At 69.8% G+C, this 26,537-nt stretch carries 25 protein-coding genes; 15 read left to right on the forward strand and 10 right to left on the reverse strand.

What is annotated here, in order from left to right; genetic code table 11:
* The first annotated feature begins 13 nt into the window (after nt 1-13).
* Genes CAL29_RS03860 through CAL29_RS03870 form a run of 3 tightly spaced genes read left to right on the forward strand, consistent with a single transcriptional unit; the run spans nt 14 to nt 3,507 of the window.
* On the forward strand, nt 14-1,057 hold the full coding sequence (locus tag CAL29_RS03860) for a Bug family tripartite tricarboxylate transporter substrate binding protein (protein ID WP_094851653.1): 1,044 nt from the start codon (nt 14-16) through the stop codon (nt 1,055-1,057).
* Between the two features lie 5 nt (nt 1,058-1,062).
* Nucleotides 1,063-2,472 (forward strand): MmgE/PrpD family protein, encoded by a 1,410-nt coding sequence (locus CAL29_RS03865; RefSeq protein ID WP_143277600.1) that lies wholly within the window; start codon nt 1,063-1,065, stop codon nt 2,470-2,472.
* 45 nt (nt 2,473-2,517) lie between these two features.
* Nucleotides 2,518-3,507, forward strand: coding sequence for a quinone oxidoreductase family protein (locus CAL29_RS03870; protein WP_094851655.1), 990 nt, complete (start codon nt 2,518-2,520; stop codon nt 3,505-3,507).
* A gap of 3 nt (nt 3,508-3,510) precedes the next feature.
* Here CAL29_RS03870 and CAL29_RS03875 read toward each other — a convergent pair whose 3' ends face one another.
* Complete coding sequence (locus tag CAL29_RS03875) at nt 3,511-5,154, reverse strand: ATP-binding domain-containing protein (RefSeq protein ID WP_094851656.1); 1,644 nt, start codon at nt 5,152-5,154, stop codon at nt 3,511-3,513.
* Nucleotides 5,155-5,339: 185 nt separating this feature from the next.
* Between CAL29_RS03875 and CAL29_RS03880 the strand changes: the two genes are divergently transcribed.
* From CAL29_RS03880 to CAL29_RS03920, 9 genes are all read left to right on the forward strand, one after another.
* The gene (locus tag CAL29_RS03880; RefSeq protein WP_218831801.1) at nt 5,340-6,263 is read left to right on the forward strand and encodes a helix-turn-helix transcriptional regulator; all 924 of its coding nucleotides are present in this window, start codon (nt 5,340-5,342) and stop codon (nt 6,261-6,263) included.
* A 115-nt stretch (nt 6,264-6,378) separates the two neighbouring features.
* The gene (locus CAL29_RS03885; RefSeq protein ID WP_094851657.1) at nt 6,379-7,083 is read left to right on the forward strand and encodes a fumarylacetoacetate hydrolase family protein; all 705 of its coding nucleotides are present in this window, start codon (nt 6,379-6,381) and stop codon (nt 7,081-7,083) included.
* Between the two features lie 287 nt (nt 7,084-7,370).
* Nucleotides 7,371-7,817 carry an SRPBCC family protein gene (locus CAL29_RS03890; protein ID WP_094851658.1) on the forward strand — a complete coding sequence of 149 codons (447 nt, stop codon included), beginning with the start codon at nt 7,371-7,373 and terminating at the stop codon, nt 7,815-7,817.
* A 177-nt stretch (nt 7,818-7,994) separates the two neighbouring features.
* Nucleotides 7,995-8,294 carry a YXWGXW repeat-containing protein gene (locus CAL29_RS03895; RefSeq protein WP_094851659.1) on the forward strand — a complete coding sequence of 100 codons (300 nt, stop codon included), beginning with the start codon at nt 7,995-7,997 and terminating at the stop codon, nt 8,292-8,294.
* A gap of 367 nt (nt 8,295-8,661) precedes the next feature.
* Nucleotides 8,662-9,240 (forward strand): RNA polymerase sigma factor, encoded by a 579-nt coding sequence (locus CAL29_RS03900; RefSeq protein ID WP_094851660.1) that lies wholly within the window; start codon nt 8,662-8,664, stop codon nt 9,238-9,240.
* Complete coding sequence (locus CAL29_RS03905) at nt 9,237-9,725, forward strand: hypothetical protein (RefSeq protein WP_094851661.1); 489 nt, start codon at nt 9,237-9,239, stop codon at nt 9,723-9,725. Before CAL29_RS03900 ends, CAL29_RS03905 begins: the two co-directional genes overlap by 4 nt.
* Complete coding sequence (locus tag CAL29_RS03910; RefSeq protein ID WP_094851662.1) at nt 9,722-10,210, forward strand: periplasmic heavy metal sensor; 489 nt, start codon at nt 9,722-9,724, stop codon at nt 10,208-10,210. The genes CAL29_RS03905 and CAL29_RS03910 overlap by 4 nt, the downstream gene beginning before the upstream one ends.
* A 96-nt stretch (nt 10,211-10,306) precedes the next feature.
* On the forward strand, nt 10,307-11,866 hold the full coding sequence (locus CAL29_RS03915) for a DUF1800 domain-containing protein (RefSeq protein ID WP_094852692.1): 1,560 nt from the start codon (nt 10,307-10,309) through the stop codon (nt 11,864-11,866).
* Nucleotides 11,867-11,871: 5 nt separating this feature from the next.
* Complete coding sequence (locus CAL29_RS03920) at nt 11,872-13,020, forward strand: DUF1501 domain-containing protein (RefSeq protein ID WP_094851663.1); 1,149 nt, start codon at nt 11,872-11,874, stop codon at nt 13,018-13,020.
* Between the two features lie 13 nt (nt 13,021-13,033).
* Here CAL29_RS03920 and CAL29_RS03925 read toward each other — a convergent pair whose 3' ends face one another.
* From CAL29_RS03925 to CAL29_RS03945, 5 genes are all read right to left on the reverse strand, one after another.
* Entirely contained in the window at nt 13,034-13,855 is an 822-nt protein-coding gene (locus CAL29_RS03925) for an alpha/beta fold hydrolase (RefSeq protein ID WP_094852693.1), read from the reverse strand.
* A gap of 81 nt (nt 13,856-13,936) precedes the next feature.
* Nucleotides 13,937-14,476: a DUF2846 domain-containing protein gene (locus CAL29_RS03930; protein WP_179283895.1), complete on the reverse strand. Its 540-nt coding sequence runs from the start codon at nt 14,474-14,476 to the stop codon at nt 13,937-13,939.
* Nucleotides 14,477-14,568: 92 nt separating this feature from the next.
* Nucleotides 14,569-15,702, reverse strand: a complete 1,134-nt coding sequence (locus tag CAL29_RS03935; protein WP_094851665.1) for a DKNYY domain-containing protein — start codon at nt 15,700-15,702, stop codon at nt 14,569-14,571.
* 4 nt (nt 15,703-15,706) lie between these two features.
* On the reverse strand, nt 15,707-16,213 hold the full coding sequence (locus CAL29_RS03940) for a YcxB family protein (RefSeq protein ID WP_143277601.1): 507 nt from the start codon (nt 16,211-16,213) through the stop codon (nt 15,707-15,709).
* Between the two features lie 119 nt (nt 16,214-16,332).
* Nucleotides 16,333-17,676, reverse strand: a complete 1,344-nt coding sequence (locus CAL29_RS03945; protein ID WP_094851667.1) for an energy transducer TonB — start codon at nt 17,674-17,676, stop codon at nt 16,333-16,335.
* Between the two features lie 446 nt (nt 17,677-18,122).
* Here CAL29_RS03945 and CAL29_RS03950 point away from each other — a divergent pair, with 446 nt between their 5' ends.
* From CAL29_RS03950 to CAL29_RS03965, 3 genes are all read left to right on the forward strand, one after another.
* Nucleotides 18,123-18,641, forward strand: a complete 519-nt coding sequence (locus tag CAL29_RS03950) for a sigma-70 family RNA polymerase sigma factor (protein ID WP_179283896.1) — start codon at nt 18,123-18,125, stop codon at nt 18,639-18,641.
* A 50-nt stretch (nt 18,642-18,691) separates the two neighbouring features.
* Nucleotides 18,692-19,738: a FecR domain-containing protein gene (locus CAL29_RS03955; RefSeq protein ID WP_094851668.1), complete on the forward strand. Its 1,047-nt coding sequence runs from the start codon at nt 18,692-18,694 to the stop codon at nt 19,736-19,738.
* 150 nt (nt 19,739-19,888) lie between these two features.
* Nucleotides 19,889-22,396, forward strand: a complete 2,508-nt coding sequence (locus CAL29_RS03965; protein WP_179283897.1) for a TonB-dependent receptor — start codon at nt 19,889-19,891, stop codon at nt 22,394-22,396.
* A 17-nt stretch (nt 22,397-22,413) separates the two neighbouring features.
* Here the strand turns inward: CAL29_RS03965 and CAL29_RS03970 are convergent, their stop codons facing one another.
* The 4 genes from CAL29_RS03970 to CAL29_RS03985 form a co-directional block, all read right to left on the reverse strand.
* The gene (locus tag CAL29_RS03970) at nt 22,414-23,340 is read right to left on the reverse strand and encodes an SMP-30/gluconolactonase/LRE family protein (protein ID WP_094851671.1); all 927 of its coding nucleotides are present in this window, start codon (nt 23,338-23,340) and stop codon (nt 22,414-22,416) included.
* A 2-nt stretch (nt 23,341-23,342) separates the two neighbouring features.
* Entirely contained in the window at nt 23,343-24,302 is a 960-nt protein-coding gene (locus tag CAL29_RS03975; protein WP_094851672.1) for a Bug family tripartite tricarboxylate transporter substrate binding protein, read from the reverse strand.
* 97 nt (nt 24,303-24,399) lie between these two features.
* Nucleotides 24,400-25,359 carry a tripartite tricarboxylate transporter substrate binding protein gene (locus CAL29_RS03980; RefSeq protein ID WP_094851673.1) on the reverse strand — a complete coding sequence of 320 codons (960 nt, stop codon included), beginning with the start codon at nt 25,357-25,359 and terminating at the stop codon, nt 24,400-24,402.
* 51 nt (nt 25,360-25,410) lie between these two features.
* Nucleotides 25,411-26,475 (reverse strand): cyclase family protein, encoded by a 1,065-nt coding sequence (locus CAL29_RS03985; RefSeq protein ID WP_256977289.1) that lies wholly within the window; start codon nt 26,473-26,475, stop codon nt 25,411-25,413.
* Between the last annotated feature and the right edge of the window lie 62 nt (nt 26,476-26,537).

Below are 26,537 nucleotides of genomic sequence, written 5' to 3' on the forward strand. Positions count from 1 at the left end.
AGAGGAGACAACGATGAAGAACCCCAAGACCGACGATGCGGCGTCCGCCGCGACCTCCCCGGGCAGGCGGCGCCTGCTGCGGCGGGCGGCGGGGGCCATGCTGCTGCCGGCGTTGCCCATGGCGGCGGGGATGTCCGGCGCGGCGCGGGCGGCGGAGCGTTTCCCCGCGCGTCCCATCCGGATGGTCGTCGGCTTCCCGCCGGGGCAGACCAGCGACGTCATCGCCCGCGCCTACGCCGCCGCGCTTCAGGAGATCCTGAAAACGCCGGTCATCGTGGACAACAAGGCGGGCGCGAACGGCATCGTCGCCGCCCAGTTCGTGAAAGGCGCGGAGCCCGACGGCTACACGCTGCTGTTCGGCACGTCCGGCCAGATGGTGATCAACCCGGCCTTGTACGCGCATCTCAGCTACGACACGGCGAAGGACTTCGCCCCCGTCGCGCCGATCGCGCGCGGCCGGCTTTTCCTGGTGGTCAACAACGACCTGCCGGTGCATGGCCTGGGCGACTTGCTGGCCTATGCCAAGGCGCATCCGGGGACCTTGCGTTTCGGCTCGGGCGGCATCGGCATCACGTCGCACCTCGCCATGGAGATGCTGAAGTCGGCCACGGGGCTGGATGCGTTTCACGTGCCCTACAAGGGGTCGCCGGCGGCGCTGAACGGACTGATCGGGGGCGACGTGCAGATCCTGTTCGACTCCGGCGGCTCGCTGCTGCCGCTGGTCAATGCCGGCAAGGTGCGCGCGATCGCGGTCTCCACGCTGGACCGCTACCCCGCGATTCCGGATTTGAAGACGGTGGCGGAGCAGGGCGTGCCGGACTTCCAGGTCTATGCCTGGAACGCGGTGCTGGCGCCGCGGGGAACCCCGGCCCCGGTCGTGAACACGCTGGCGGCGGCTTTCACGCAGGCGGGCCATCGCGGCGTCGTCACGCAATCGCTGGCCGCGGCGGCGCACGATCTGCTGCCGGTCGAGCCGGGCGCCTTGAATCGATTCATCCAGACCGAAACCCTACGCTGGCGGCAGGCGGTCGACGCGGCCGGCATCAAACCCGAGTGAGCATCATGAGCACGAGTCATTCCAAGGCAGCCGGCGCCCATGCCGGCCATGAGACCCGCCGGCTGGCCGAGTTCGCGGCGGGGCTGCGCTTCGAGGATCTGCCCGGCGATCTGGTCGCCCGGATGCGGTTGCATGTCCTGGACGGCATCGGCGTCTGCCTGCATGGCGCGCAACTGCCCTGGACCCGCCACGTGGCGGACATGGTGCAGGCCGAGGGGAGCAACGGCGCGGCCACCCTGTGGGGCCAGGGCGGCGGCGCGCGGGCGCGCGCCTCGGTGTCGCAGGCGGCGCTGGTCAACGGCACGGCGGGCCACGCCTTCGAGATGGACGACATCCACAAGGAATCCATTCTGCACCCGAATTCGCTGGCGGTGCCGGTGGCGTTCGCGCTGGCGCAGGCCGATCCGGGCCTGAGCGGGCGCGACGTGATGACGGCGATCGTCGCCGGCTACGAGGTCGGCGCGCGCGCGGGCAACGCCGCGACCACGGCGCTGTTTCTCAACGGCTTCCACCCGCAGGGCGTCACGGGGCCTTTCGCGGCGGCCGCGACGGCGGGGCGGCTGCTGGGCCTGGACGCCCGTGCGATGCAGCATGCCCTGGGCATCGCGGGGTCCCTGGGCGCCGGCCTGATGGCGGCGCAGGAAGGCGCGATGGTCAAGCGCCTGCACGCGGGCCGCGCCGCGCAGGCGGGCGTGCAGGCGGCGTTCCTGGCGCAGCGCGGCTTCACCGGCATCGAGAACATATTGGAGGCGGAGTATGGCGGCTACCTCAGCGCGTTCGCGCGCGAGTACCGGATAGAGCGGCTGACGGACGGCTTGGGCCAGGATTGGGAGGCGGGCAAGGTGGGGTTCAAGATGTACCCCAACGTCACCAGCATGCATGCGGCCCTCGACGCCTACGTCCACCTGCGGCAGGCGCATGGCCTGAAGGCGGAGGATATCGAGCGGATCGAGGTCGGCTGCGGCCACATGACCTACGTGCACGTGGCCTGGCCGTACAAGCCCGCCGGCGTGACCGCGGCGCAGATGAACCTGTTCTACGGGCTCGCCGTGCTGGCCCTGAGGGGTAAACTGGGCGCCGGCGACTACGTGGACGAACGCATCGCCGACGGGGATGTGCTGGACTTCATGGCCCGCATCCATGCGTTCGAGGACGAGTGCATCGAGCGGCGCGGACCGGCCTTTCGCCACGCGGCGACCTTGCGTGTGCGGACGAAGGCGGGCGAGATATTCACGCACGACGCCTGGGCGCGCCGCGGCAGCCCGGAGAACCCGGTGACGCGCGCGGAGGTCGAGGACAAGTTCTTCCTGAACGTGGCGCGGCGGGTATCGGACGATGCCGCGCAGCGCATCGCCGAACTGGTGGCCGGGCTGGACGCCTTGCCCGATCTCGATGAACTCGTCGCGCTGCTCTGACGGCCGCGGCGGCATGAAGGGCAGGCCTTGGACAGGAGACGAACGATGCGGGCGATCACCATCGACAGCCATGGCGGACCGGAAGTGGTGCGGGTGCGCGACGACGCGCCGGTGCCGGTCGCCGGGCCGGGGGAAATCCTGGTGCGGGTGGCCTGCGCCGGCGTGAACTTCATGGATATCCACACCCGGCAGGGCAAGTACGCCGATTCGCAGACGTATCCGGTGCGGATTCCCTGCACGCTGGGGATGGAGGGCGCCGGCGTGGTGGTGGCGGCGGGACCGGGTGTCGCGCACCCCGCGGTCGGCCAGCGCGTCGCCTGGTGCATCGCGTGGGGCAGCTTCGCGGAGTACGCGGCGATACCGGCGCGGCTGGCGGCGGTGCTGCCCGATACGATCGCCTTCGATACCGCGGCGTCGGCGATGTTCCAGGGCTGCACCGCGCATTACCTGCTGCACGATGCGGCGGCCTTGACGGCCGGCGCCAACTGCCTGGTCCACGCGGCCTCGGGCAGCATCGGCCAGATCCTCGTCCAGATGGCCACGCGCATGGGCATCGAGGTCTACGCCACCGCGAGCACGGAAGAAAAGCGCGCCGTGGCCCTGGCGCGCGGCGCCGTGGCGGCCCTGCCTTATGACGACGGCGGCTTCGCCGACCGGGTGCGGGCGTTGACGGGAGGCCGCGGCGTCGACGTGGTATTCGATTCCCTGGGCAAGGCGACCCTGCGCGACAGCATGCGGGCGACGCGCAAGCGCGGGCTGGTCATCAACTACGGCAACGTGTCCGGCTCGGTGAAGGACCTGGATCTCTACGAATTGGGCGAGGCCGGTTCGCTGTTCCTGACGCGGCCGCGCCTGGCCGACCACATGGCCGACGCCGCCACCGTGCAGCGGCGCGCGGACGATGTCTTCGCCGCCATCCTGGACGGCAGCCTGCGCATCGATATCACGGACCGCTATGCGTTCGACGAGATCCCCAAGGGACACGCGCGCATCGAGGCGCGCGAGCAGGTGGGCAAGGCCGTCGCCTGGCTCTGAGGCCTATGCGCCCAGCTTCCGCCGCAGCGCCGCGGCGGCCGGTTCGGTGGCGATGAGGATCAGCTTGAGGGTGGCGCGCGTGGCGCCCACGAACAGCTTGCGGATCGCGCGTTCGTCCAGCGTCTCGAAGTCGATTTCCGTGAAGACCACGGCGGGTATCGATTGGCCCTTGAAGCGGTAGACGGACTCGGCCAGGATGTCGCCGTTGGTGTAGACCGGCAGTCCCAGAAGATCGTACTGCCCGGTGAAGCGGCGCAGCCCGTGCGGTCCCAGGCGGTCGTGCACCAGCACGCGCGAGCGCTGGTGGCCGTGGTAGCTGATGACCGCGATGTCCTCCGCGCGAAAGCCGTCCGAATAGCATTTGCGTATGGCCTGCTTGACCGCCAGCAGCAGGCTTTCCTCGTCGCGGTAGGACAGCACCTCGACGTCGTTGTCGGTGATGGGCGCCTGCGCATCGATGCGGATGTCGTCCGGCAGGATGGACTGCAGCAGGTCGACCACCGGACGGGGGCTGCGGAAATTGCTTTGCGCGCGCAGCCGCACCCAGCCCGGCATTTCCGGCGGCAGGTGGCCGTAGAGGTTCTGCATGGGATCTTCCAGCCACACCACGCGGGCCTCCGGCTTGGCCAGGCGCAGCACCATGCCGCCCCAGCGGGCGTTGAAGTCCTGCCCTTCGTCGACGATGACCGTATCGAACATGAAGTCCGGCGGCACGGCCAGGGCCTCGGCGTCGTCGATCAAGCGCTCGAAGGCGCCGGGCCGCGAAAAATCGGGGCTGCGGCCGGCGTGCCGCAGCAGGCGGTCGCACAGCAGGTGGAAGGACACCGCCAGCCCCCCTTCCGGGGCGATGCGGTTGAAGTGGTCGGCCAGCGGGCGGTTGAAGCAGACGTACAGCGGACGCTTGCCCTGTTCGACGGCGTCGCGGTATTCGGCCAGCGCCAGTTGGGTCTTGCCCGAACCCGCGGTGCCGGTGACGCGCAGGCGATACGGGTCGATATCCAGTTGCCGGGCCCAGTGGGCCAGGCCGCCGGCCAGGCGCGTGACCCAGGCGCGGGCCTGGCCGATCAGCGCGCTGACGTCGGTTTCCAGGCGGATGATGTCGCGCAGGAAATGGTCGACCTGGGCATGGCGGCGCGACGGCTCGCCCGGCGGCAGGATCTCGCGGATGACGGCGGCCAGGGCATCGCGCCGGCCGGCGTCGACGATGCGTTCCGGCGACAGGCCGGCCGTGGTGGGCGCCAGCACGCGATGGTCGGGACAGTAGAGCAGGTAGTCCAGCCGCACGTCGGCGCTGTCCAGGTTCAGGCCGCGGGCCAGCTTGGCGCGCAGGGTGTCGGCGGTGAGCGCCATCTGCACCGGCAGCAACTGGGCCTTGCCGGCATGGCGCTTGGCCAGCCCTTGCTCGGTCTCGTCCAGGGCGCCGGCCTTCTGTTCGATGACCAGCAGGTCGCCCGCCCGGTTGACGACCACGAAGTCGATTTCGCCGTGTATGGCGTGGCGGCCTTCGATATTGGTCCAGTGGATGGCGTGGTAGACGGTGTAGTCGTCGGAGAGGGCCTTTTTCAGGCGGGCCAGGGTTTCCAGCTCGCGCTGGGCCGGGCCGCTGCGTTGCAGGTTTTCCCATCCGTCCGGAATGATGTGCGCCACGTAAGCTCCTGTAGGGCTTTCCCTGTCATGCCTTTCCTGTCATGCCTTCCGTATCGTACCGATTTTGCGGCGGGACCGGTTCCGGGTCTAATGTCGGTTCGCCCGCGCAAGGCGGGCCCCGTGCGTGGCCGGCGCGATGCGCGGCAGCCGCCTTCGTTCCCTTGTTTCATTGCCGTTTCGTTTCCATGAGCGTCGATTCCGCCGCCGGGGCCGCGTCCCGTTCCGGCCTCGTCCGTACCTACGCGATGCGCGAACGCAGCGATCGCGGGGATTTCTACATCCGCGCGCAGGACGTGCGGCGGCCGCTCGAGGAAATGCACCGGCACGACTATTTCCAGATCCAGGTCAACCTGGGGGGCGACACCGTCCAGCAGATCAGCGGCGTGACCCGGCCTTTCCTGAAAGGCATGCTGGCCTTCATCCTGCCGCATCGCATGCACCGGATCCCGCATCCCGAGGGCGGCCGCTTCATGGTCGTCAATTTTTCCCAGCAATTCCTGCGGCCCGGGCTGGATTGCGATCCGCTGGACCTGGAGGACGTGCCGCTGAACGAAGTGCCCGAGCTGGCGCCGTTCCGCTTCCAGGAGTTCCTGGACTACCAGGTGCCCGAGGCTGAGCTGGACAACCTGGTCGCCTTGCTGGAGCGCATGCGGCGGGCGGACCAGGACCGGGTTTTCGGGTCCGCCGAGATCCTGCGCGGCTTCCTGCTGCAACTGATCGGCGAGGTCTGCCTGCGCCACGGCCCCGCGCTGCAGGCCCAGGCGCGCCGCGACGCGCCGCGCAGCGGGCGGCGCGAGGCGCTGGCGCGCGTGCGGGCGCATATCGAGCAGCACCTGGGCAATGCCGACCTGTCCTTGAACGGCGCGGCGGCGGCCGCCTTCCTGTCGCCCAGCTACCTGGCCCACCTGCTGCGCAAGGAGCTGGGCCGGACCTTCACCGAATTGGTGCTGGAGCGGCGCATGAACCGCGCCAGGTCGCTGCTGCTGACCAGCGACAAACGGGTGGCGGACGTGGCCCATGCCTGCGGTTTCGCCGACGAAGCCTATTTTTCGCGGCGCTTTCGCCAGCAAGCCGGCGTCTCGCCGCGCGAGTTCCGGCGCCTGGGATGAGCCGCGCGGCCCGATTTGCGTGGAAAGTTCCAAATCCTCAGCAAGGCTGTCCAAGTTCCGGGACGGATAGGCCGTAGACTATGGCTCCCACCTGAAGTCTGGAGCGAGTCACAGCATGTCTTCCTACGTCATCACCCCCGCCGAGCAGGCCTCGGTCGCCGTCGCCGGCGGCAGCCAGCGCTTCCCCGTCCGCCGCGTCTACTGCGTGGGCCGCAACTACGCCGACCACGCCCGCGAAATGGGCCACGATCCGGACCGCGATCCGCCGTTCTTCTTCAGCAAGCCCGCGGACGCCATCGTGCCGGCCGAGGGCAACATCGAATACCCGCCCCAGTCCGAGGATTTCCACTATGAAATCGAACTGGTCGTGGCCATCGGCAAGGGCGGCAAGAACATTCCGGTCGACCAGGCGCTGGATCACATCTGGGGCTACGGCGTCGGCATCGACCTGACCCGCCGCGACCTGCAGGCCGTGGCCAAGAAAATGGGCCGTCCGTGGGAGTGGGCCAAGGGCTTCGACGCCTCCGGCCCGGTCACGCCCCTGAAGCCGGCCTCCGAGGTCGGCCATCCCGAGACGGGCCGCATCTGGCTGAGCGTGAACGGCGAAGTGCGCCAGCAGGGCGACCTGTCCGAGCTCATCTGGTCGGTGCCCGAGGTGATTTCCTATATTTCGGAATCCATGGCCCTGCAGCCGGGCGACCTGATTTTCACGGGCACGCCGGCGGGCGTGGGCGCCATCCGTCCGGGCGACGTGGTGGCCGGCGGCGTGGACGGCATCGGCTCCTTCGAAATGAAGGTCGGCCCCAAGCCGGCGAAGTAAGCGCTATGGCCGCCCGCGGCCGCGGGCGAGCTCGAGGCAAGCCGGCCGCCCCTTGTGGCGGGAAAGGCGTCGCGCAGCGGCGCCTTTTTTCATCGCCGGGCCGCTCCCAAGATGAAAAAGCGCCCCCTCGGGGGGCAGCAAGCGGCGCAGCCGCGCGGCGTGGGGGCTTTTTTCCATGGCGGCTCTGGTTCCGGCTCCGGATTCGGAGTCGCCATGTCGAATCGGGCCCGCCCCGTTCGTCGTGACAGTACGACCCATCCATTCCCTTGAACGAGAGAGGAACCATCATGGCTACCGGTACTGTCCGACTCCATCGCGTCCTGCGCTGCCCGCCCGATCGCGTCTATCGCGCTTTCCTCGAACCCGCGGCCATGGCGAAATGGCTGCCGCCCCACGGCTTCACCTGCGAGGTCCACCAGATGGATGTCCGGGTCGGCGGCCATTACCGCATGTCCTTCCGGAATTTCGGCAGCGGCAAGGCGCATGGCTTCGGCGGCGAGTACACGGAACTGATCCCCAACGAAAAGATCCGCTATACGGATCGCTTCGACGACCCCGGCATGCCGGGCGAGATCCTGGCGACCATCACGTTGAAGCCGGTGAGTTGCGGGACCGAAATGCACATCGTGCAGGAAGGCCTGCCGGCGGCGATTCCGGTGGAAGCCTGCTATCTGGGCTGGCAGGAATCTCTGTCCCAGTTGGCGCAACTGGTCGAGCCGGAAATCCCCGACTGAGGGATGCGCCGCCGGGAGCGCGGGCCGCCGGCTCGATCCTCCCGCCTCGTCCTGCCTCATTCCATATTGCCGGGCCGCGCGCCCGGCAATATTTTTTTTCATTTTCCCCGCGACGGATTTCGCGCGCCGCGCCGTTCAAGAAGAAACGGCATGACCGATGCAACCCCGGAGGCACATATGAAGCCCGTGACTTTCCTGAAATTCCTCGCGGCCGGCGTGGCTACCGTGACGGCGGCCGCCGTCCATGCTCAGGAGATCATCATCGCGCCGATGGCGCCGCCTCCGCCGCGCGTGGAGGTCGTGCCCGCGCCCCGGCCTGGCTATGTCTGGGACAACGGCCACTGGCGTTGGGAACACGGGCGTTACGTGTGGATCGAAGGTTATTGGCGGCCGGTGCGCGTGGGCCGGGCCTGGGTGCCGGGCCATTGGCAGGAGCACGGCCCGAACTGGCGCTGGGTGCCCGGCCATTGGGCATGACGCGGCGGAAGGGGCGGCCGCGCGGCCTGTCGGCGCGCAGCCATCCCCACCGCGCAGCGTTTCCCGCCATGTAGCCCCCATTCATCGCCCTGCCTGCCGCGGTCCGTATTCGAAGCGGCCGGCGCGGCGTGGGACAAGGAGTCTTTCATCATGATGCGTATTCTGATTCTGGCGCTGGTCGCCACGGCCTTGAGCGGCTGCGTGGTCGCGGTGCGGCCGGTGCATGCGCGGCCGCCGGTCGTCGTATATTGAGCCGAGCCGGGACCGGCGGGCGCGACGCGTCCGGATGTCCGGCCGGTCCGGGCCCGTGCAATGAATAGGAGCGCCGCCACCCGATGCCTGCCCCCACGCCACCGGAACGCGCGTCTTGAGTGCTTCGAACCGCGCGTCCGAGCCTGACCCCGACGCCGAGCTGGTCGCCCGCGTGGTGCGGCAGGAGCCGGCCGCCGTGCGCGAGCTGGTGGCGCGCAAGCTGCCGCGGTTGCTCGCGTTGGCGACCCGGATGCTGGGCGACAGGGCGGAGGCCGAGGACGTCGCGCAGGACGCCTTCGTGCGGGTCTGGCGGCAGGCGCCGCGCTGGCGCGCCGGCGAGGCGAAATTCGATACCTGGCTGCATCGCGTCGCCTTGAACCTTTGCTATGACCGCTTGCGCGGCCGGCGCGAGGATCCGATGGCCGACATGCCCGACGACGCGGATCCGGGTCCGGGCCCCGACGCCGAACTGGCGCGGCGCGACCGCGAGGCCGCGCTGAAGGCGGCGTTGGCCGCCCTGCCGCCGCGGCAGCGCGAGGCCCTGATCCTGACCTACTACCAGGATCTGTCGAACGTGGAAGCCGCGGCCGCCATGGAGATCGGCGTGGAGGCATTGGAAAGCCTGCTGGCGCGGGCGCGGCGCAGCCTGCGGGAGCGGTTGGCGGCCATAGATACCGGGAGAGAGGGGCCATGACACCAGAGCGATTTCGTACCATCGTGGAGGCCTACGGCGCCGAGCCGCGGCGCTGGCCGGCGGCGGAGCGCGTCGCGGCCCAGGCCTGGGCCGCCGCGTATCCCGCCGAGTCGGGCTCGATGCTGGCCGGCGCGGCGTCGCTGGATGCGTGGCTGTCGGAGGACAAGGTGGCGGCGCCGGACGGGGCATTGTTCGACCGCATCCTGGCCGGCGGCTTGCCGGGCCAGGCCATGCCGCCCGTGGACGCCGCGCCGCCGCGCGCGGCCAAGTCTGGCCGGCCCGCGCGGCCCACGCGGCGCGGCTCGTGGCGCGGGCGTTTCTGGTGGCCGGGCGTGGCCCTGGCGGGCGTCGGCGTGGCGGGGGGCTATGCGGGGGCCCTGGCGGTTTCCTTGTCCATGGTGACGACGGCCCTGCCGCCGGGCCATGACGAACCCTGGCTGACCACGGGCTTCGGCAACCCCGTCGTCGATTGGAGCGAAGAATGAACGGACGCGCCTGGAAATTCGCCCTGGTCGGTTCGCTGGTGCTGAATGCCTTCCTGGTCGGCGGCATGGTGGGCGGCGCGTATCAATGGGCCATGTCGCACCGCGTGCACGCGGCCGCGCCGGCCCCCCGCACGGCCTTGCGCTTCGCCGCCGAGGGCTTGTCGCCGCAACGCCAGGCGCAGTTTCTGGAAGCGCTGAAGGTGGCGCGGCGCGACAACCTGGAGTACGTGCGGGAGGGGCGCGAGGCGCGCCATGAGGTGCTGGCGGCGCTGGCCGCGCCGCAGTTCGATCGCGCCGCGCTCGATGCCGCGCTGGCGCGCACGCGCGCCGCCGATACGGCGCTGCGCGTGGCGGTGGAAAGCGGCGTGGCCGACTTCGCGGCCTCGTTGTCGCCGCAGGAACGGATGGTCTTCGCCGACGGCCTGCGCGAGCGCGGGCAATGGCGCGAGCCGCAAGCGCCCGCACGGCCGGCGCAAGGCAAGTAGGGCGGCGCGCCGCCCATGGCCTGGGGCCATGTCGCGGAGGTTCGCGGGTGCGAATTTCCGGGCAGGGCGCCGGACCCAACGCTGGAGGATTTCACCATGAACACGACGTCGGATGCCAAGGGCGCGGCGATCGCATTGAACCGGTTCGGCCTGGGCGCGCGCGCCGGGGAGGCGCCGCCTGGCGATCCCAAGGGCAGCCTGCTGGCCCAGCTTGATCGCTACGATCCCCGCCCCGCCGCCTGGGCGGATCAGCCGGACTCGGCGACATTGATGACGAACCTGGCCGCGCAGCAGAAGGCGGTAAAGGAAGCCAACGCCGCCAATGCCGCCAACGCCGCCAATGCGGGCAAGGTCGCCAATGCAAACGGCGCGGCCGAAGCGGGCAATGCGGCCAAGGCAGGCCATGCGGGCAATGCAGCCAAGGATGCCAGGGCCGGCAAGCCGGGCAAGATGGACAAGGCGGCGGACAAGGCGGAGAAGGCCGCCCCCGGCGAATCCGAGGCGCAGAAAACCCTGCGCTTGACCATCCGCGACACCTATTGGGGCGCCGTCGACGCGCGCGTCGCAAGCGCCCTCGTCACGCCGACGCCCTTCGTCGAGCGGTTGGTGCATTTCTGGGCCAACCATTTCGCCTTGTCCACCGACAAGGGACCCGCCGTCGGTCTGCTGGCGGGCGCCTTCGAGGCCGAGGCCATCAGGCCCCACGTGCTCGGCCGCTTCGAGGACATGCTGGTGGCCGTCGAACGCCATCCGGCGATGCAGATCTTCCTCGACCAGCCCCACTCGGTCGGTCCGGACAGCAAGGCCGCGCTGCGCGCCGAACAACGCAATCCGAACGTGCGGCGGGGCCTGAACGAAAACCTGGCGCGCGAAATCATGGAGCTGCACACCCTGGGCGCGCGCAGCGGCTATACGCAGGCCGACGTCACCGAGTTCGCGCGCGCCCTGACCGGCTGGAGCATCGTGGAAGGCCAGGGCGGCCGCGACGGCACGCCGGGAAGCTTCATCTTCCGGCCGGCGCTGCACGAGCCGGGCACGCGCACGATACTGGGCCGCCGCTACGGCCAGCCGGGCGAGGAGCAGGCGCGCGCCGTCCTGGCCGATCTCGCCGCCTCGCCGGCGACGGCGCGCCATCTGGCGGGCAAGCTGGCGCGGCATTTCATCGCCGACAACCCGCCGCCCGAAGCCACCGAGCGGCTGGCGCAGGCCTATCTGCGCGGCGGCGGCGAACTGGCGCCGGTCTACCGCGCGCTGGTCGAGCTGCCCCAGGCCTGGTCGCCGGCGCCCGCGAAGTTCAAGACGCCGTGGGAGTGGCTGATCTCGTCGCTGCGCGGCCTGGGCCGCGACGACGTCGACAAGCTGCGGCCCGCGCCCACGCTGGCGCAGCTCGGACAGCCGGTATGGCGTCCCGGCTCGCCGGCCGGCTATGACGACGTCGCGGCAAGCTGGGCCGCGCCCGATGCGCTGGTGCGGCGCGTCGAGTTCGCGCAGCGTCTGGCCGCGCGCCAGGGCGACCGCGTCGATCCCGGCGCGCTGGGTCGCACATTGCTGGCGGGCACGCTCAGCCCGGCGACGGCCAGCGCGGTCGGCCGCGCTGAGAGCGTGCAGACGGCCGTCGCGCTGCTGCTCGTGGCGCCGGATTTTCAACGGAGGTAAGGACCATGACCACACGCCGCCATTTTCTCGGCCTCGCGGGCACGCTCGCGGGATCGATCATCGCCGCTCCGCGCATCGTCTTCGCCAACGTCGAAACCGAGCGCCGCTTCGTTTTCGTGATCCAGCGCGGCGCCGCCGATGGCCTGAACATCGTGGTTCCCTATGCGGACCCGGCCTACGCCGGCCTGCGCGGCGACCTGGCCATCGACAGCCAGGCCGCGACGCGGCTGGACGGCACCTTCGCGCTGCATCCCGCGCTGGCGCAGACCGCCGCCATATATGCCGCGCGCCAGGCCCTGTTCGTGCATGCGGTGGCCTCGCCGTACCGCGACCGCTCGCACTTCGACGGCCAGAACGTCCTGGAGACCGGCGGCGGCGCGCCCAACCAGTTGCGCGACGGCTGGCTCAACCGCCTGACCGGCATGCTGCCGAAGTCGCGCGAGAACGCCATCGCGTTCGCACCGGTCATTCCGCTGGCGCTGCGCGGCGCGGTCCAGGTGTCGTCCTATGCGCCGTCGGCGCTGCCGCCCGCGCCCGACGATCTGCTCACGCGCGTTTCCTCGCTCTATGCGCATGACAGGCAACTGGGCCCCTTGTGGGACGAAGCCATGCGGACGCGCGGGCTGGCGGGCGAGGCCGGCGCGCGCCAGGACCCCGCGCATCTGGGCCAGCTTGCCGCGCAGTTCCTGGCGCGGGACGACGGCCCGCGCATCGCGATGATAGAGACCGGGGGTTGGGACACCCACAGCGCGCAGAACCCGCGCCTGGCGAACCAGTTGAAGGCGCTGGACACCATGCTCGCGGCCTTGCGCGACGGGATGGGGCAGCACTGGGGCGCGACCACGGTGCTGGTGGCGACCGAGTTCGGTCGCACGGCCGCCGCCAACGGCACGGGCGGCACCGACCACGGGCAAGGCTCGGTCGCCATGGTGCTGGGCGGCGCGGTCGCCGGCGGCCGCGTCGTGGCCGATTGGCCGGGGCTGGGGCCGGGGAATCTGTACGAGGGGCGCGACCTGAAGCCGACGGCGTCGCTCGACGCGCTCATCGCCGGCGTCGCCGCGGGCGCCCTGGGTCTGGACCCGCATCGCGCGGCCTCGACCCTCTTCGGCACCGCCGGCGCGCCGCGGCCGTTGACGGGCCTGGTGACGGCCTAGGCGCAGGCTGGCGCTACCGCGTTCGCGTTCGCGCCAGCAATTCCAGGATGCCGCGCGTGACGGCCTCGGGCTGTTCCAGGCTGGGCAGGTGGGCCGCGCCTTGCACGATTTGCAGCGTGGCGTCCGGCACGGTCGCCGCCACGTGGCGGCAGCGTTCCTGGATGTGCGGATAGTCCAGGTCGCCCACGATGACGTGCGTGGGCGCGGCGATCCGGTCCAGGCGGTCGTAGGCCGCGTCGGTATCGAGCGAGTCGCCGGCCGGGGGCGCGCGCAGGATGCGCCCGTTCATGTCGAGGAACAATGCACGCGCCGGTCCCGTGACGCGGCCTTCGGGAGCCAGCGCGCCGTCCAGAAAGACGCGGGCCAGCAGCGCGTTGAGCCGGTCTGGATCGCCCGCCCGGCGGGCCGCCGCCAATGCGTCGGCCAGGGCCTGGCGTTCGGGCGGGTGCGTCGGCTCGGGCGCGCCGGCCACCGAATTGTCGATCAGCACCAGGCCGCGCACCCGCGCCGGATGGCGCAGGGCCGCGTCCAGCGCGATGCATCCACCTTGCGAGCAGCCCACCAGCACGGCCGGCCGGCCCGGGGCCAGGGCATCGAGCACCGCCAGCGCATCGGCGACCGGCGAATGCGGTTCGGAGACGGCGCGGGTCTCGCCGTGGCCGCGCCGGTCGTAGGCGATGGCGCGATATCCCGCGCGGCTCACCGCCGCCATCTGCGCCAGCCACATGCGATGGTCGCAGATGGCCGCGTGGAGAAAGAGCACCGGATCGCCGTCGCCGGCGGCGTGCACGGCCAGGTCGGCCTGGCCCGAGGAAACCCGCGAGAAGGATGGCATGCCCATGTCCCGGTCGGATCCGCCGCGCCCGACGGGATATCGGGTCTCGACGGTAACGCGGGCATGATACGCGGGCGGCGCTTACTGCGTCACGGAGTAGGACTGCGGTGTGGCGCCTTGCGGCGCCGGTTGCGCCGGCGTCGTGTAGTCCTGGCCGTAGGAATACGTCCGCTTGATCGCCCGGCGTTCGCGCGAGCCGGCGCCGTGGTAGCTCATCGACGCCATTTCGGCTTCGGCCTTTTCCTTCGGCTCCTCGTTGTACGTCAGCCTGCCGGCGCCCTTGTTGATGCGGACGTAGCGCGTTTCGCCGGCGGCCAATTGCAGCGGGAGCGGGGGCGCGTTGCTGTAGTCGATGGCGACGGTGTGCCGGCCGGCCGGACGATTCACGAAAAAGAAGTCGCCCGGGGACGTGCGGCCGGTCTTGCGGCCGTTGAGCAGCACGTAGGGATTGCCCGTCGCCTGTTCGCCCGGATTCGACGGCTGGTAGAAGTAGATGCGGCCCTGGCCGGGAGGCAGGCCGGCGTAGGTTTCCTCGACCCTGTCGTAGCTCGGCCTGGCGCAGCCGGCCAGCATGCCGGCGCTGAGGGCAAGGAGGGCGATGAGTCCGGATCGACGCTGCATGATGAGGCTGGCTCCTTCAAGTGTAAGAATATGCTTACATTTAAGCATATTGTGAAGGAATGCGTCGAATTATTTCTTGTTCGTCAAATCCCTCAACCGCGCCGCGCGGCTTCCCGGTGCCACCACCAGTCCGAGAGGTCGGCGTGGAATTCGAAGAAGGGGCGCCACCCGTCGAGGACCTTCTCCGCGGGCTGCGGCAGGCCGTCGACGTAGCTGCGCAAGCGGTCGGTGGCGCAGGAACGTATGCCCGGATGCGGCTCGCCCGGGACGGGAACGCGGAAGGTCGCGGCGTCGGCGCCCTCGATCAGGCGCTTCGCGTCATGGAACCAGACCCGCTGGGCATCCCGGCTGTAGCCGTTGCCCAGGACGCGGAAGGTGGCCGGATCGGCGCCGCGCAGCCGCGTGCCGTAGAAATAGACATGGTCCCGGTCGCGCGCGAAGACGCTGGTGTCGACCAGGGGATCCTGGGAAATGTCGCGAAAATTCAGGCGCACTTCCGGGACGACCTCGAAGGACTCGGGATGCGTGCTGCGTATCGACTTGCCGGTGATGTAGTAGGCGCGGCGCGCATCCCTGGCGTAGCGAAAGTTCAGGGGCGTGAAGGTGTCGCGGTCCGCGTCGTCGACGATGTACCAGTAGTACCGCGGCCGCGCCCCGCCCAACTGGCCCTGGCCGTATACGTGCCGCGCGTCGGCCAGCCAGCGTCCGCCGAGCCAGCGGAAGCTGGCGGGATCGATGTCCATCGGCTTGCCGTCACGGTCGGCCAGGGGCTGGCCGAGGAAATAGACGCGCTCCCCATCGTGGCTGTAGTAGCAGCGCGTCATGTCCGGATGGGCGGCGATGAATTCCGCTTTCCAATCCGTGTCGGCATAAGGGCCGATGTGCGGCTGCTTCCATGCCGCGCGCTCCACGTGATAGGTCAGGCCGCCCAGGGTGATTTCCTGTCCCTCGGGGGCCGCCCAGCGCGGGCCCAGCAGCCGCGCCACGATGGCCGCGTCGTCCGCGCCGTCGAAATAGTCCGCATACAAGCGGACCCCGCTGCCCAGCCATTCATAGGTCTGCTTCAGCGCCGCCCATTGCGCGGGCGTCAGCCCGATGCGCGCCAGCACCTCGTCTTCGGTGCGGCCGGTGGCCAGGAAGAAGCGGGTGGCGGCGTAGACGTCGTAGGGCAGGACGACGCGCGGTTCCGCGGACGCGGGCTGGGCGGCGGCGCGTTTGCGGGCCATGGCGTCAGGCGGGGCGGCGGCCGCTTCCCACCTTGGCGCGCAGGAATTCCAGCGCGCTGTCCGGGATGCTGGCGGTGGGCAAGGTCATGAACTGCGCCGGCCCCGTGAATATCATCCAGTAGCCGGGACGCTCCCAGATCTCGGTGATGGCCGGCCACTGCAGGCACGCCGCGCCCAGGTCGGAACGCAGGCCCAGGCCGTCGTCCTGGAAATCGATCTGCGCCGTGGGAAGGGCCAACCGGTGGAACTTGCCGACGGTGTTGCGATGGTGGGCCCGCCACAGCGTCGCGATGAATATCGGCGGCAGCAGGACGGCGCAGGCGAGCACGCCCAGGCTCCAGTCGGCCGGCCTGGTGGCCAGTCCATGCACCAGCAGGACGAGCAGCGCGATCTCCAGGATCCATAGCAGCTTGCGCCCCAGTATGCCGCGGCGCCAGACGTAGGTTCGTACGGCGTCTCTGACCATGCGTTCGGTGTAGGTGACCGTGTAAGAGGGCGGAGTGGCGGGCATGAACATCCGGTAAGCGAACAACCTTGGCGGTGCGGGCCATTCTATCAACCGGGTGTATCGCTGGATGGCAACACAGCAAACAGATGTAAGCGGCATGGCGCCGGGGCGCGGGGCCCGATTCAATGCCTGGCGCCGTCGGCGAGCCTGAAGTCGAAGGGGAGGAGGGCCGAGAAGCGGATGGGTCTGCCAGCGTCGAGAATGGGCTTGAAGCGCACGCCTTTCAACGATGCCAGCGCCGCCTCGTCGAGCAGGGGATGGCCCGAGCTCTCTTCTATCCGGGTCGACGTGATGTGGCCGAGCTCGTCCGCCTCGATCCTGACGACGACGCGGCCTTGCTCCTGGCGCGACTTGGCCTCGGCGGGATAGAACGGGCGCGGCGGCGAGCCGGCATAACGGGTCATGGAGCGGTCGACCAGCCTGCGCGCGGTTCTTGCGTCGGGGCTTGCGGCGGGAGGGCTTGCGGCAGGAGGGCTTGCGGCAGGAGGGCTGGAGGGTGAGCTTGGAAGCGTCGCTGGCTGATTCCGGGAGGTGTCGCGCCGGGCGTAATCCTGCGGATAGGGATCGGCGGCCGAGCCGTCATGGGCGGGCGGCTCGTTGGGATTGAAGGCGATGCGCAGCACCGCCAGGATCACGGCGAGGCCGAACAGCAGGACTTGCGGCGTCGGCCTGAAACTGAAACGCGTGCGCGGCGCCCGGACTGCCGGCAGCGCGGGCGGCTTGAAGTCGGGCGCGTTGTACGCCTGCGTCCAGGCCTGCAGCACGGCGTTCGGCATCCGCAGGATCAGCCAGTAGCCGAAATGGCTCATCAGCGTGTCCATGGCGAAGAAATGCCGCTCAAGCAATTCCTGGCTGGGCGCGGGATGGGCCAGGGCGGCGTCGATCGCCTCGGTCTGGCGCAGGCGTTCCTGCTCGCCCTGGCTGTGCCACAGCATCGATTCGCTGCATGCCTGGGCGATCCACGCCGCGGTCCAGCGATCCGCCAACCGGCCGCCGTTGCCGGTGTCCCAGTGGAAGCAGGCGACGGCCGCGTCGAACAGGTCCACGCGCCGCCAGGGATCGTGGACGAGCACCGTGGCGACGCGCGTCTCCAGCGCTTCCCGCGCGGCGGGCGAAAGCAGGCGTTCGTCCCGCAGCGCTTCGGAGAGCACGGCATGGGGATCGGTCTGTTCGCGGTCCAGGATGCGATCCAGCCATTCGCGCAGCGCCGCTTCGATGTTGACGGTGGGCGCTTGCGCCGCGGGCGGATGCGGTTCTTCGAGCGGGTGCTGGGGGGCCTGGGTGGCCCATGCCATCGCCGTTTCGTAGGCGGCGCGCAGGTTGCCGACGGCTTCGGCGTGGCCTTCCTGGTTGATCTGCTCGAGCGCCCGGGCATACGCCTGCATGACGGTCTCGGCGTCGGCGCCCGGCGGTAGCGACAGCCGGGCGTAGGCGTTCTGTATCTGTTGCGGCAAGGCGGCCATCATTGCTCCGGCGCGCGCGGGGTGGTCCTCATGGCGATTCCGAGGAGCATTAATATTCCAAGTTCTGCGGTTTATTTCTTAATGTAACGCAATTTGGGTGCATGTTCCCTATGGGAGCGTCAGAAATTCGCCGTTTATGGCTTGGACGCAACAAATTGATACGCTGAATGGCGCGCAGCGCGGAAATTTCCGTCGCTGGCCGGCTCGCGTTGAGCGCCCTGAAGCGGCGCCGCAGCATTGTGCGCAGGGGAAGTCCTCGCCGCCGGCGCGCGATGAGGCGGGGCCGCAACACCCAGGTTGACAATGGCCTTCTTCACGCACTTAAATAAGAACGATTTTTATTATTACCTGTGTGCAGTGACTGTGTGCGCAGTGACTTGTCTGCAACTGGCTAGCGCCAACCGTCGCCGCGGTGCCGAGGCGGTAGTGGCCCGATCAAAAGGCGAATCGTGAATTCCCCGGCAATTTGCCTACCCGACACCGTGGGCGCCCTGTACAGCGACCATCATTCCTGGCTCAAGAGCTGGCTGCAGCGCCGCCTCGGCAACGCGGAACAGGCGGCCGACCTGGCGCACGACACCTTCATACGGCTGCTCAGCAGCGAGCGGGTGCCCGCCACGCTGAAGGAGCCGCGCGCCTTCCTGACCACGGTGGCGCAGCACCTGGTGTCCAACCACTGGCGCCGCGAAAAACTGGAAAAAGCCTATCTGGACCTGCTGGCCCGGGCGCCCGAGGCGTACGCGCGTTCGCCCGAGGACCGGGCGATGCTGCTGGAAACGCTGGTCGAGCTGGACCGCCTGCTGGACGGCCTGCCGGCCATCGTGCGGCGCGCTTTCCTGCTGTCCCAGCTCGACGGCCGCAGCCATGCGGAAGTGGCCGCGGCGCTCGATATCTCCATCCCTACCGTCAAACGGTATATCGTCAAAGCGTTGCAACGGTGTTACTTTGCCGATCTTTCCGTGGCTTGATGCCCGCGCGCCCTCCGGCGCGAGGGCCGCGCTCGACAGCGTAGAGGGATATGTCCGCTTCACCTTGGTACAGCACGACCGCCGACGCCGCGGGCATTCCGCCCGAGGTCGCCGAGCGGGCGGTGCAATGGCTGCTGGCACTGCAGGCGCCCAATGTCGCGCCCGAGACAGTGGCGGCCTGGCGGGACTGGCGCGCCGGCGATCCCAGGCATGAATTGGCCTGGCAGCGCATCGAGTCGGTCAACGGCCGCCTGGCGCACCTGTCCTCGCCGCACAATGCCGCCGTCGCCCGCGCGACATTGGCGCCGGCGCGCCGGCGCTCGTCCGCCGGCCGGCGCCATGCCCTCAAGGCGGTGCTGCTGGCGGCCGGCGCGGGCGGCGTGGCCTGGGGCGCGCGCGAATACGTGCCGTGGCGCGCCTGGACGGCCGACTACCGCACCGCGGTGGGCGAACGGCGCACCCTGGTGCTGGCCGACGGCAGCGAACTGATCCTGAATACCGACAGCGCGGTCGACGTGCGCTTCGACGGCGCGCAGCGCCTGGTCCGGCTGCTGGCCGGCGAGATCCTGGTGCGCACCGCCAATGCCTGGGATAGCACGCCGCCCTTCGTGGTCGAGACCCTGCAAGGGACGGCACTGGCCCTGGGGCCGCGCTACGCCGTGCGGCTGCAGGACGGCGAAACCGCCGTCAGCGTGTTCAGCGGCGCGGTCCGCATCCAGCCGGGGCACGCCGCGGCGCATGCCCGCGTGGTGACCGCCGGGCATCGGGTGCGCTATACCACCACGGCGGTGATGGGCGACATGCCGGTCGACGACACGGCGGCGGCATGGAGCGAGGGCTATATCGTCGCCCGCAGCATGCGCCTGGCCGACTTCGTCGACGAATTGGCGCGCTACAGCGCGGACACCCTGTCCTGTGATCCGGAAATCGCCGATCTACGCGTGTCGGGGTCTTTTCCCGTGGCCGACGTCGACCGCGTGCTGGAGACCCTGAGCATGACGCTGGGCGTGCGCATCAAGACGCTGACGCGATTCTGGGGCGCCCGCTCCGTGCGCCTGATGGCGCGCGCGGCGCCGGAGGGCGGGCTGCGCAGTTGACGCCGCGGCGGCTGGCATACCCGGGGCGGCCGTCGCCGGCGGCGGTTACAAAATTCCTGATCCGATCTGATCCTTTTTTCGCTTTCGCGGGTCATGGCAGATGAGAACGCATTTTTCCATCTTCCATTCACACGCAAGAAAGGTCAGAACATGGGTCAGCTCCGGGCGTCGCGTCGCCAGTCGAGTCTAGGTTTCCGTCGCGCGGCGGCGCGCGCGTTGCGGCGCGCCGTGGGCGGCGCGGTCGTGGCCGCGCCGGCGCTGGCGGCCGCGCAGGCCGCGCAAGCGCAGGCGCAGGTTCAAGCGCCAACGCCGGCGCAGGCCCAGACCCAAGCCCAGGCTCAGCCGCAAATTCAGGCCCAGGCGCAAGCCCAGGCCCGCGCGTATGCGATCCCCGCCGGTCCGCTGGAGGAAGTGCTGGGCCGCTTCGGCCGCGAGTCCGGCATCATGCTGTCCTTCAAGCCCGTGGTCACGGCGGGCCGTGGCAGCGACGGCCTGCGCGGCCGCTATACCGTGCAGGACGGCCTGGACGCCTTGCTGGCCGGCACCGGCATCGACGCCACCCGGCAGGCCAACGGCAGCTATCTGCTGACGCGCCCCGCGTCCGCGGCCGGCGCGCAGGGCGCGACCACGCTGCCCACCGTCACCGTCAACGCCAGCCGCATCGCCAACGCGCTGCCCGAAGCCTATGCGGGCGGCAAGGTGGCGCGGGGCGGCGGCCTGGGCATCCTGGGCACGGCGGACATCATGGATACGCCGTTCAGCACCACCAACTACACGCGCGAAGCGCTGGACGACGCGCAGGCCCGCACCCTGGCCGACGTGGTCCAGAGCGAATCGTCGGTGCGCATGCTGACGGCCAGCACCGGCTTCGGCGAGGATTTCCAGATCCGCGGCTTCACGGTGTCGAGCACCGACGTCGGCCTCAATGGCCTGTACGGCCTGGCCTCGGCCAGCCGCATGCCGGCGGCCATCATGGAGCGCGTGGAAGTGCTGAAGGGACCCGGCACCCTGATGAACGGCATGGGGCCCAGCGGCAGCGTGGGCGGCAACATCAACATCGTCACCAAGCGCGCGGGGGAGGAGCCGCTGACCCGCGTCACCACCACCTACCAGAGCCCCGGCCAGGTCGGCACGCTGGTGGACGTCGGCCGCCGCTTCGGTGAAAACGACGAATGGGGCATCCGCGTCAACGGCCTGTACCGCGACGGCGCCACCGCCATCGAGAACGGCAACCAGCAGACCGCCCTGGGTTCGGTGGGGCTGGACTACACGGGGCGCCGGCTGCGCTGGTCGCTGGACGCCTATACCCAGCACGAGGACACCGACAACTTCCGGCCCCAGACCAGTTTCGCCTCCACGGTCACCGACATTCCCGGGCCGCCCTCCGGCCACGCCAACTGGTTTCCGGGCACCAAGCTGAAGTTGCAGGACTCGGTGGTCGCCACCCGCATGGAGTACGACGTCACCGACAACCTGATGGTCTACGGCGCCGTCGGCTACCGCTACGGCGAGGCCAGCCAGACCTTCCCCTCGGGTCCGGCCGGGCAGACAGGCGCGATGAACGTCCTGAACGCCTTCTACGATTCGAACAGCAACACCACGTCCGCCGACATCGGCGCGCGCGGGAAATTCCGCACCGGTCCCATCGGCCACACGGTGTCGCTGGACATCACGCGGTTGCAGCAGCAGCAGTCGACCGCCTACGTGACCGGCGGCACGCGCGCGTCCAACCTGTACGACCCGCAGCCGCTGGCGCCGATCACCGCCGATCGCCAGCGGCCCAGCAAGGCTTCGGACACCGTGCTGTCCAGCATCGCCCTGACCGACACGCTGTCGTTCCTCGACGACCGCATCCTGCTGACCGGCGGCCTGCGCCAGCAGCGCGTGCAGCTCACCAACTTTTCCACCGCGACCGGCGCGCGCACGTCCTACTACAACGAGGACGCCATCTCGCCCGTGGCCGGCCTGGTCGTCAAGCCGTGGGAGAACGTGTCGCTGTACGGCAACTTCACCTCCGGCCTGACGCGCGGCGGCATCGCGCCGGCCACCGCCGCCAACGCGGGCGAGGTCTTCCCGCCCTTCAAGTCCAAGCAGTACGAAGCGGGGGTGAAGGTCGACTGGGGCACGGTGACGACGACGGCCTCGGTCTTCCAGATCACGCGGCCCAACTCGATCACGGACCCGGCGACGAACATCTACAGCTTCGACGGCGAGCAGCGCAACCGCGGCTTCGAGCTGGCGGCGTTCGGCGAGGTGATGGACGGCCTGCGCGTCATGGCCAGCGGCACCTTCTACGACGCCACGCTGAAGAAGACCGCCGGCGGCGTCAACGAAGGCAACGATGCCAACGGCGTGCCCAACCATGCCTACAACCTGGGCCTGGACTGGGACGTGCCGGGCGTGGCGGGCCTGAGCCTGAACGGCCGCGTGATCTACACCTCGTCGATGTACTTCAACGCCGCCAACACCATGAAGCTGCCCGCCTGGACCCGCTATGACCTGGGCGCGCGCTACCGCACCCGCGTGATGGGCAAGCCGGTGGTGTTCCGCGCCACCGTCGAGAACCTGTTCAACAAGACCTACTGGCTGACCAGCGGCACCTACGCCACCGTGGGGGCGCCCCGCACGGTGCTGCTGTCGGCGCAGATCGACTTCTGAGGCGGCGCGGCGGCGGGCTAGGCGTGAGGCCGGGACAGCGCCAGGCCGGCATGCGGGGCCGTCATTTTCAGGATGGCGCCCGACACCGACTCGGTGCAGTACAGCGTCGCGCGTCCCGGGCCGCCATAGGCGATGTTGGTGGTCGACATGCCCTTGGGGCTGCGCCATACCACGATGGGTTCCGCGCGGGGATTGAGCAGCCAGACATAGCCCAGCCCCGGGTTGGCCACGACCACGTTGCCGGCCTCGTCCACCGCCAGGCCGTCCGGCCCGCTGGGGCCGTAGGAGGTGAAGAACTGGCCGACCTTGGCGACGCTGCCGTCCTCCATCAGCGGCGCGCGCCAGACCGCATTGCCGCGCGTCACCGCGACGTAGAGCACTTTTTCGTCGGGCGACAGGGCGACGCCGTTGGGGCTGGGCACGTTGGACAGCAGCAGGTCCAGCTTGCCGCGCGGGTCCAGGCGGTACACGCGGCCGCTGGGATCGTGCATGCCCGACTGGCCCTGGTCGGTGAAATACAGATTGCCCTTGCTGTCGAACACCAGGTCGTTGACGCCCTTGAAGCGCTCGGTGTTGCGGCGGGCGAGGTAGTCCTCGGTGCGGCCGCTGCGCAGGTCCAGCTTCACCAGGCCGTTCTTGTAGTCGGCGATCAGCAGTTCATGCGCCGACAGGAACTTCATGCCGTTGGGTTCGCCGTCGTATTCGGCGGCCAGCTCCCATTCGCCTTGCGGATCGATGCGGAAAATGCGGCCGAAGGGAATGTCGGTGACGTAGAGATTGCCTTGCGCGTCGAACACCGGCCCTTCCAGAAACGAGTCGATGGGGGCCCCGCCGCGATTGGCGTCCGCCCATGCCGAGCGCACGCCCGTGCGCCGGAAACGGGCCGGCATGGCGGTGTGGATCTCGGCGTCGCGCCACTCGGGCTGCCGGAACAAGGTCGTCATGGTCATTGCCTCTGCAGGTTGATCTGGCGGGACACGGCTTCCCACACCGTCTGGCGCTGGGCCACCATGCGCTGGAAGTCGTCGCCGGCCACGACGCGCGGATCGGCGCCCAGCGTGGCGGCGAATTGCCGCATGTCGGGCGAGGCCATGGCCTTGGCGACTTCCGCCTGCAGGCGCTGCTGCACGGCTTGCGGCGTGCCCTTGGGGGCCCACAGCCCGGTGAAGTTGATCACGCCTTCGTCGTCCAGCCCGGCCTGCTTGAAGGTCGGCACGTCGGGTAGCGCCTTCAGGCGTTCGTTGCCGCTGATGGCGAGCAGGCGCATGGTGCCGTTCCGCACCTGGGCGATCACGCCCGGCGTGGAGGCGATCTGGAAATCCACGGTGCCCGACAATACCGCCACCGTCGCTTCGCCGGCGCCCTTGAAGGGCACGTGCATCAGCTTGGTGTGCGAGGCTTGTGCCATGGCCTCGGTCGCGAAATGCGGCGTGGTGCCGATGCCGCCCGTGCCGAACGTCACCTTGCCCGGCTGCGCGCGGGCCGCCGCGAGCAGGTCCTGCAGGGTATGGAAAGGCGATTCCTTGCGCACCACCACGGCCATGGGGGCGAACATGAAAGCGCTGACCGGCGTCAGCGCCGTGCGCGGGTCCCAGGTCAAGGACTGGAAAATGAAGGGCAAGGTCGTATAGGTCGTGTCGTTGGCCATCAGCGTGTAGCCGTCGGGCTGGGCGTGGACGACCTGGGCGGCGCCTATGGTGCCGGTGGCGCCCGCCTTGTTGTCGACGATGAAGCTCTGGCCGGTCTGCAGGGTCAGTTGCTGCGCGACCTTGCGCGTGACCGCGTCCACCGCGCCGCCGGGGGGATAGGGCACGACGATGCGGACGGGGCGGTCGGGCCATGCCGCGTGGGCGGCGGCGCCGGCCAGCGCCAGCGCGGCGCCGGCGATCAGGGTGTGCAGTTTCATCCATGTCTCCTTCGCGTTTTTTCGCGTTCTCGCCAGCATTGCCGCTGGCATTTTTTTGCCGGCATTGCCGCCGGCATCTTTCCCGGCATCGCGCCGGTCATTCCGCCTGGATGCCCGCCTCGGCCAGCACCTGGGCCGATCGCTTCATCTCGCGGTCCACGAAGGCCGCGAAGTCGCGCGACGAGGAACCGACCGGCTCGGCGCCGAGGTCGGCCAGCTTCCGCCGGGTGGCCGGATCGTTGACGGCCTCGTGCAGGGCGCGCTCCAGCGTGCCGGCGACGTCCGCCGGCACGCCGGCCGGCAGGAAAACGCCGTTCCATTCATACATCTCGTAGCCCGGGATGCCGGACTCGGCGACCGTCGGCACGTCGGGCAGGCCCGGCACGCGGGCGCGCGCGCTGACGGCCAGCGCGCGCAGCTTGCCGCTGCGCACCAGCGGCGACGAGGCCGCCATGTTGCTGAACATCATGTCGATCTGGCCGCCCATCAGGTCCGACAGCGCCGGCGCGCCGCCCTTGTAGGGCACGTGGGTCAGCTTCAGCCCGAAGCCGTGGGCATACAGTTCGGCGGCCAGGTATTGCGCCGTGCCTATGCCCGGCGAGCCGTAGGTGACGCGGCCCGGCCTGGCGCGCGCCGCCTGCGTCAGGTCCTGGATCGTGCGCAGGGGCGAGGCGGCCGGCACCACCAGCAGATTGGGCGTGAGGCTGACCAGCGACACGGCGATGAAGTCGCGGCGGGTGTCGTAGGTCAGCGACTTGTACATCGCCGGGTTCACGGCATGCGCCGTGGCGTCGTACAGCACGGTGTAGCCGTCGGCCGGCGCGTGCGCCACGTAGGCCGCGCCGATGGTGCCGCTGGCGCCGGGCCGGTTCTCGACCACGACCTGCTGGCCGAGCAAGGCGCCCAGCTTGACCGACACCAGGCGCGCCTGCACGTCGGCGGCGCCGCCGGCGGAGTAGGGGACCACCATCTTCAACGGCCGGTCGGGATAGTGCGCCGCCGCCACGCAGGCATAGCCGGCGGCGGCCAGCGCGAGAAGATTTCTCAGTATCTTCATGTCGTCTCTGTTTCGTTATCGGTTTCGTTATCTTTTTTCCGGGGCGCGACGCTAGACGGTCGCGATCGGCGTGGCGGGCGATCCGGCCGCGCCGGGCAGCCGCAGGGGCGGCGCCGTCAGCAGGAAGCGCGTGCGCCCGTGCGCGGCCAGCCAGCGCGCCAGCGGCGTGAGATACCAGAGCTCGCCCAGATGGATGCCGTTCTTGAACAGGCAGTGTTCGTGCAAGGGCAACCGCGGCGCGCGGATGCCGGGTTGCAGGTTCACGTGCACGGCCTCGACGGCGGGGTTGTCGGCGACCAGGCAGGCCAGTCCGCTGTCGCTGATCCAGTCAAGCAGCCGCGCGTCGTGCCCGTCCAGGGCGCTGCACGAGCGCTTCAGCAGGTCCACCCGCGGTTGCTTGCGCATGTCCAGCAGCAGTTGCGCGAAGCCGGTATGCACGCACACCATGTCGCCGCGCTCGATCTCCACCGCGTCGGCCTCCAGCACCCGCATCAGGTCGTCGTAGCCGACGCGGCGCTGCGCGTCGCCGAAATGGCGATGCAGGTCCAGCATGACGCCGCGGCCCTGGGCGCCGTGCTCCGCCAGGTTCTCGATGCCCAGCGCATGCGCCGTGGGTTCCGGGAAGCGGGCCCAGGGTTCGGCTTGCGTATCCTCCCTGGCGGCTTGCAGCTCCACGCCGGCGCGATAGCCGTTGTAGAAGACCGCCTCCGCGCGGCCGTCGCCGTCGGCGTCGAAACGGCTGCCGATGTGCGCCAGGCTGTCCCATTGCGTGGAGTACTGAAGGCTCATCAGCACGGCGTCGTCGCAGACCACGTCGGTGATGCGCTCGTCCTCGTCGGCATAGGAAAAGCAGAAGCTCTGCTTGCCCGCGCTGGCGCCGTCGCGCAAGGTGGCGTAGCGGCGCGGCGGCTGGCGCTTGGGGTTGAGCGCCGTGCCGCCCGGGTAGTCCAGGGGCAGGGACAGGCAGAAGGTCAGTCCCTCGCGCACTTCCGCGATGCCTTGCAGCACCTTGCCGCGGTCCACCCAGTTCATGCGCCCGCGCTGGTCGTCGGGGCCGAAGTCGCCCCAGTTGGAGCCGGGCGGCCGCTGCCGCCAACGGGGATGGGGCGCATGCATCGACGTGCCCTCCGGCCGCTGCGCGGCGTCATCCCCGGATGAGGATCCGTGCTGGCCCGGGC

Origin of the sequence: Bordetella genomosp. 10 (assembly GCF_002261225.1) — a bacterium.
In the GTDB taxonomy this organism is placed as follows: Bacteria; Pseudomonadota; Gammaproteobacteria; order Burkholderiales; family Burkholderiaceae_B; genus Bordetella_C.

Bases quoted from the DNA above. Each gene is read 5' to 3' on its own strand.
- CAL29_RS03965 (WP_179283897.1), top strand. From the start codon at position 19,889: ATGGGTCAGCTCCGGGCGTCGCGTCGCCAGTCGAGTCTAGGTTTCCGT.
- CAL29_RS03980 (WP_094851673.1), bottom strand. From the start codon at position 25,359: ATGAAGATACTGAGAAATCTTCTCGCGCTGGCCGCCGCCGGCTATGCC.
- CAL29_RS03870 (WP_094851655.1), top strand. From the start codon at position 2,518: ATGCGGGCGATCACCATCGACAGCCATGGCGGACCGGAAGTGGTGCGG.
- CAL29_RS03915 (WP_094852692.1), top strand. From the start codon at position 10,307: ATGAACACGACGTCGGATGCCAAGGGCGCGGCGATCGCATTGAACCGG.
- CAL29_RS03920 (WP_094851663.1), top strand. From the start codon at position 11,872: ATGACCACACGCCGCCATTTTCTCGGCCTCGCGGGCACGCTCGCGGGA.
- CAL29_RS03925 (WP_094852693.1), bottom strand. From the start codon at position 13,855: ATGCCATCCTTCTCGCGGGTTTCCTCGGGCCAGGCCGACCTGGCCGTG.
- CAL29_RS03940 (WP_143277601.1), bottom strand. From the start codon at position 16,213: ATGCCCGCCACTCCGCCCTCTTACACGGTCACCTACACCGAACGCATG.
- CAL29_RS03880 (WP_218831801.1), top strand. From the start codon at position 5,340: ATGAGCGTCGATTCCGCCGCCGGGGCCGCGTCCCGTTCCGGCCTCGTC.
- CAL29_RS03895 (WP_094851659.1), top strand. From the start codon at position 7,995: ATGAAGCCCGTGACTTTCCTGAAATTCCTCGCGGCCGGCGTGGCTACC.
- CAL29_RS03885 (WP_094851657.1), top strand. From the start codon at position 6,379: ATGTCTTCCTACGTCATCACCCCCGCCGAGCAGGCCTCGGTCGCCGTC.
- CAL29_RS03930 (WP_179283895.1), bottom strand. From the start codon at position 14,476: ATGCAGCGTCGATCCGGACTCATCGCCCTCCTTGCCCTCAGCGCCGGC.
- CAL29_RS03935 (WP_094851665.1), bottom strand. From the start codon at position 15,702: ATGGCCCGCAAACGCGCCGCCGCCCAGCCCGCGTCCGCGGAACCGCGC.
- CAL29_RS03860 (WP_094851653.1), top strand. From the start codon at position 14: ATGAAGAACCCCAAGACCGACGATGCGGCGTCCGCCGCGACCTCCCCG.
- CAL29_RS03985 (WP_256977289.1), bottom strand. From the start codon at position 26,475: ATGCATGCGCCCCATCCCCGTTGGCGGCAGCGGCCGCCCGGCTCCAAC.
- CAL29_RS03975 (WP_094851672.1), bottom strand. From the start codon at position 24,302: ATGAAACTGCACACCCTGATCGCCGGCGCCGCGCTGGCGCTGGCCGGC.
- CAL29_RS03910 (WP_094851662.1), top strand. From the start codon at position 9,722: ATGAACGGACGCGCCTGGAAATTCGCCCTGGTCGGTTCGCTGGTGCTG.
- CAL29_RS03945 (WP_094851667.1), bottom strand. From the start codon at position 17,676: ATGATGGCCGCCTTGCCGCAACAGATACAGAACGCCTACGCCCGGCTG.
- CAL29_RS03890 (WP_094851658.1), top strand. From the start codon at position 7,371: ATGGCTACCGGTACTGTCCGACTCCATCGCGTCCTGCGCTGCCCGCCC.
- CAL29_RS03865 (WP_143277600.1), top strand. From the start codon at position 1,063: ATGAGCACGAGTCATTCCAAGGCAGCCGGCGCCCATGCCGGCCATGAG.
- CAL29_RS03905 (WP_094851661.1), top strand. From the start codon at position 9,237: ATGACACCAGAGCGATTTCGTACCATCGTGGAGGCCTACGGCGCCGAG.
- CAL29_RS03955 (WP_094851668.1), top strand. From the start codon at position 18,692: ATGTCCGCTTCACCTTGGTACAGCACGACCGCCGACGCCGCGGGCATT.
- CAL29_RS03970 (WP_094851671.1), bottom strand. From the start codon at position 23,340: ATGACGACCTTGTTCCGGCAGCCCGAGTGGCGCGACGCCGAGATCCAC.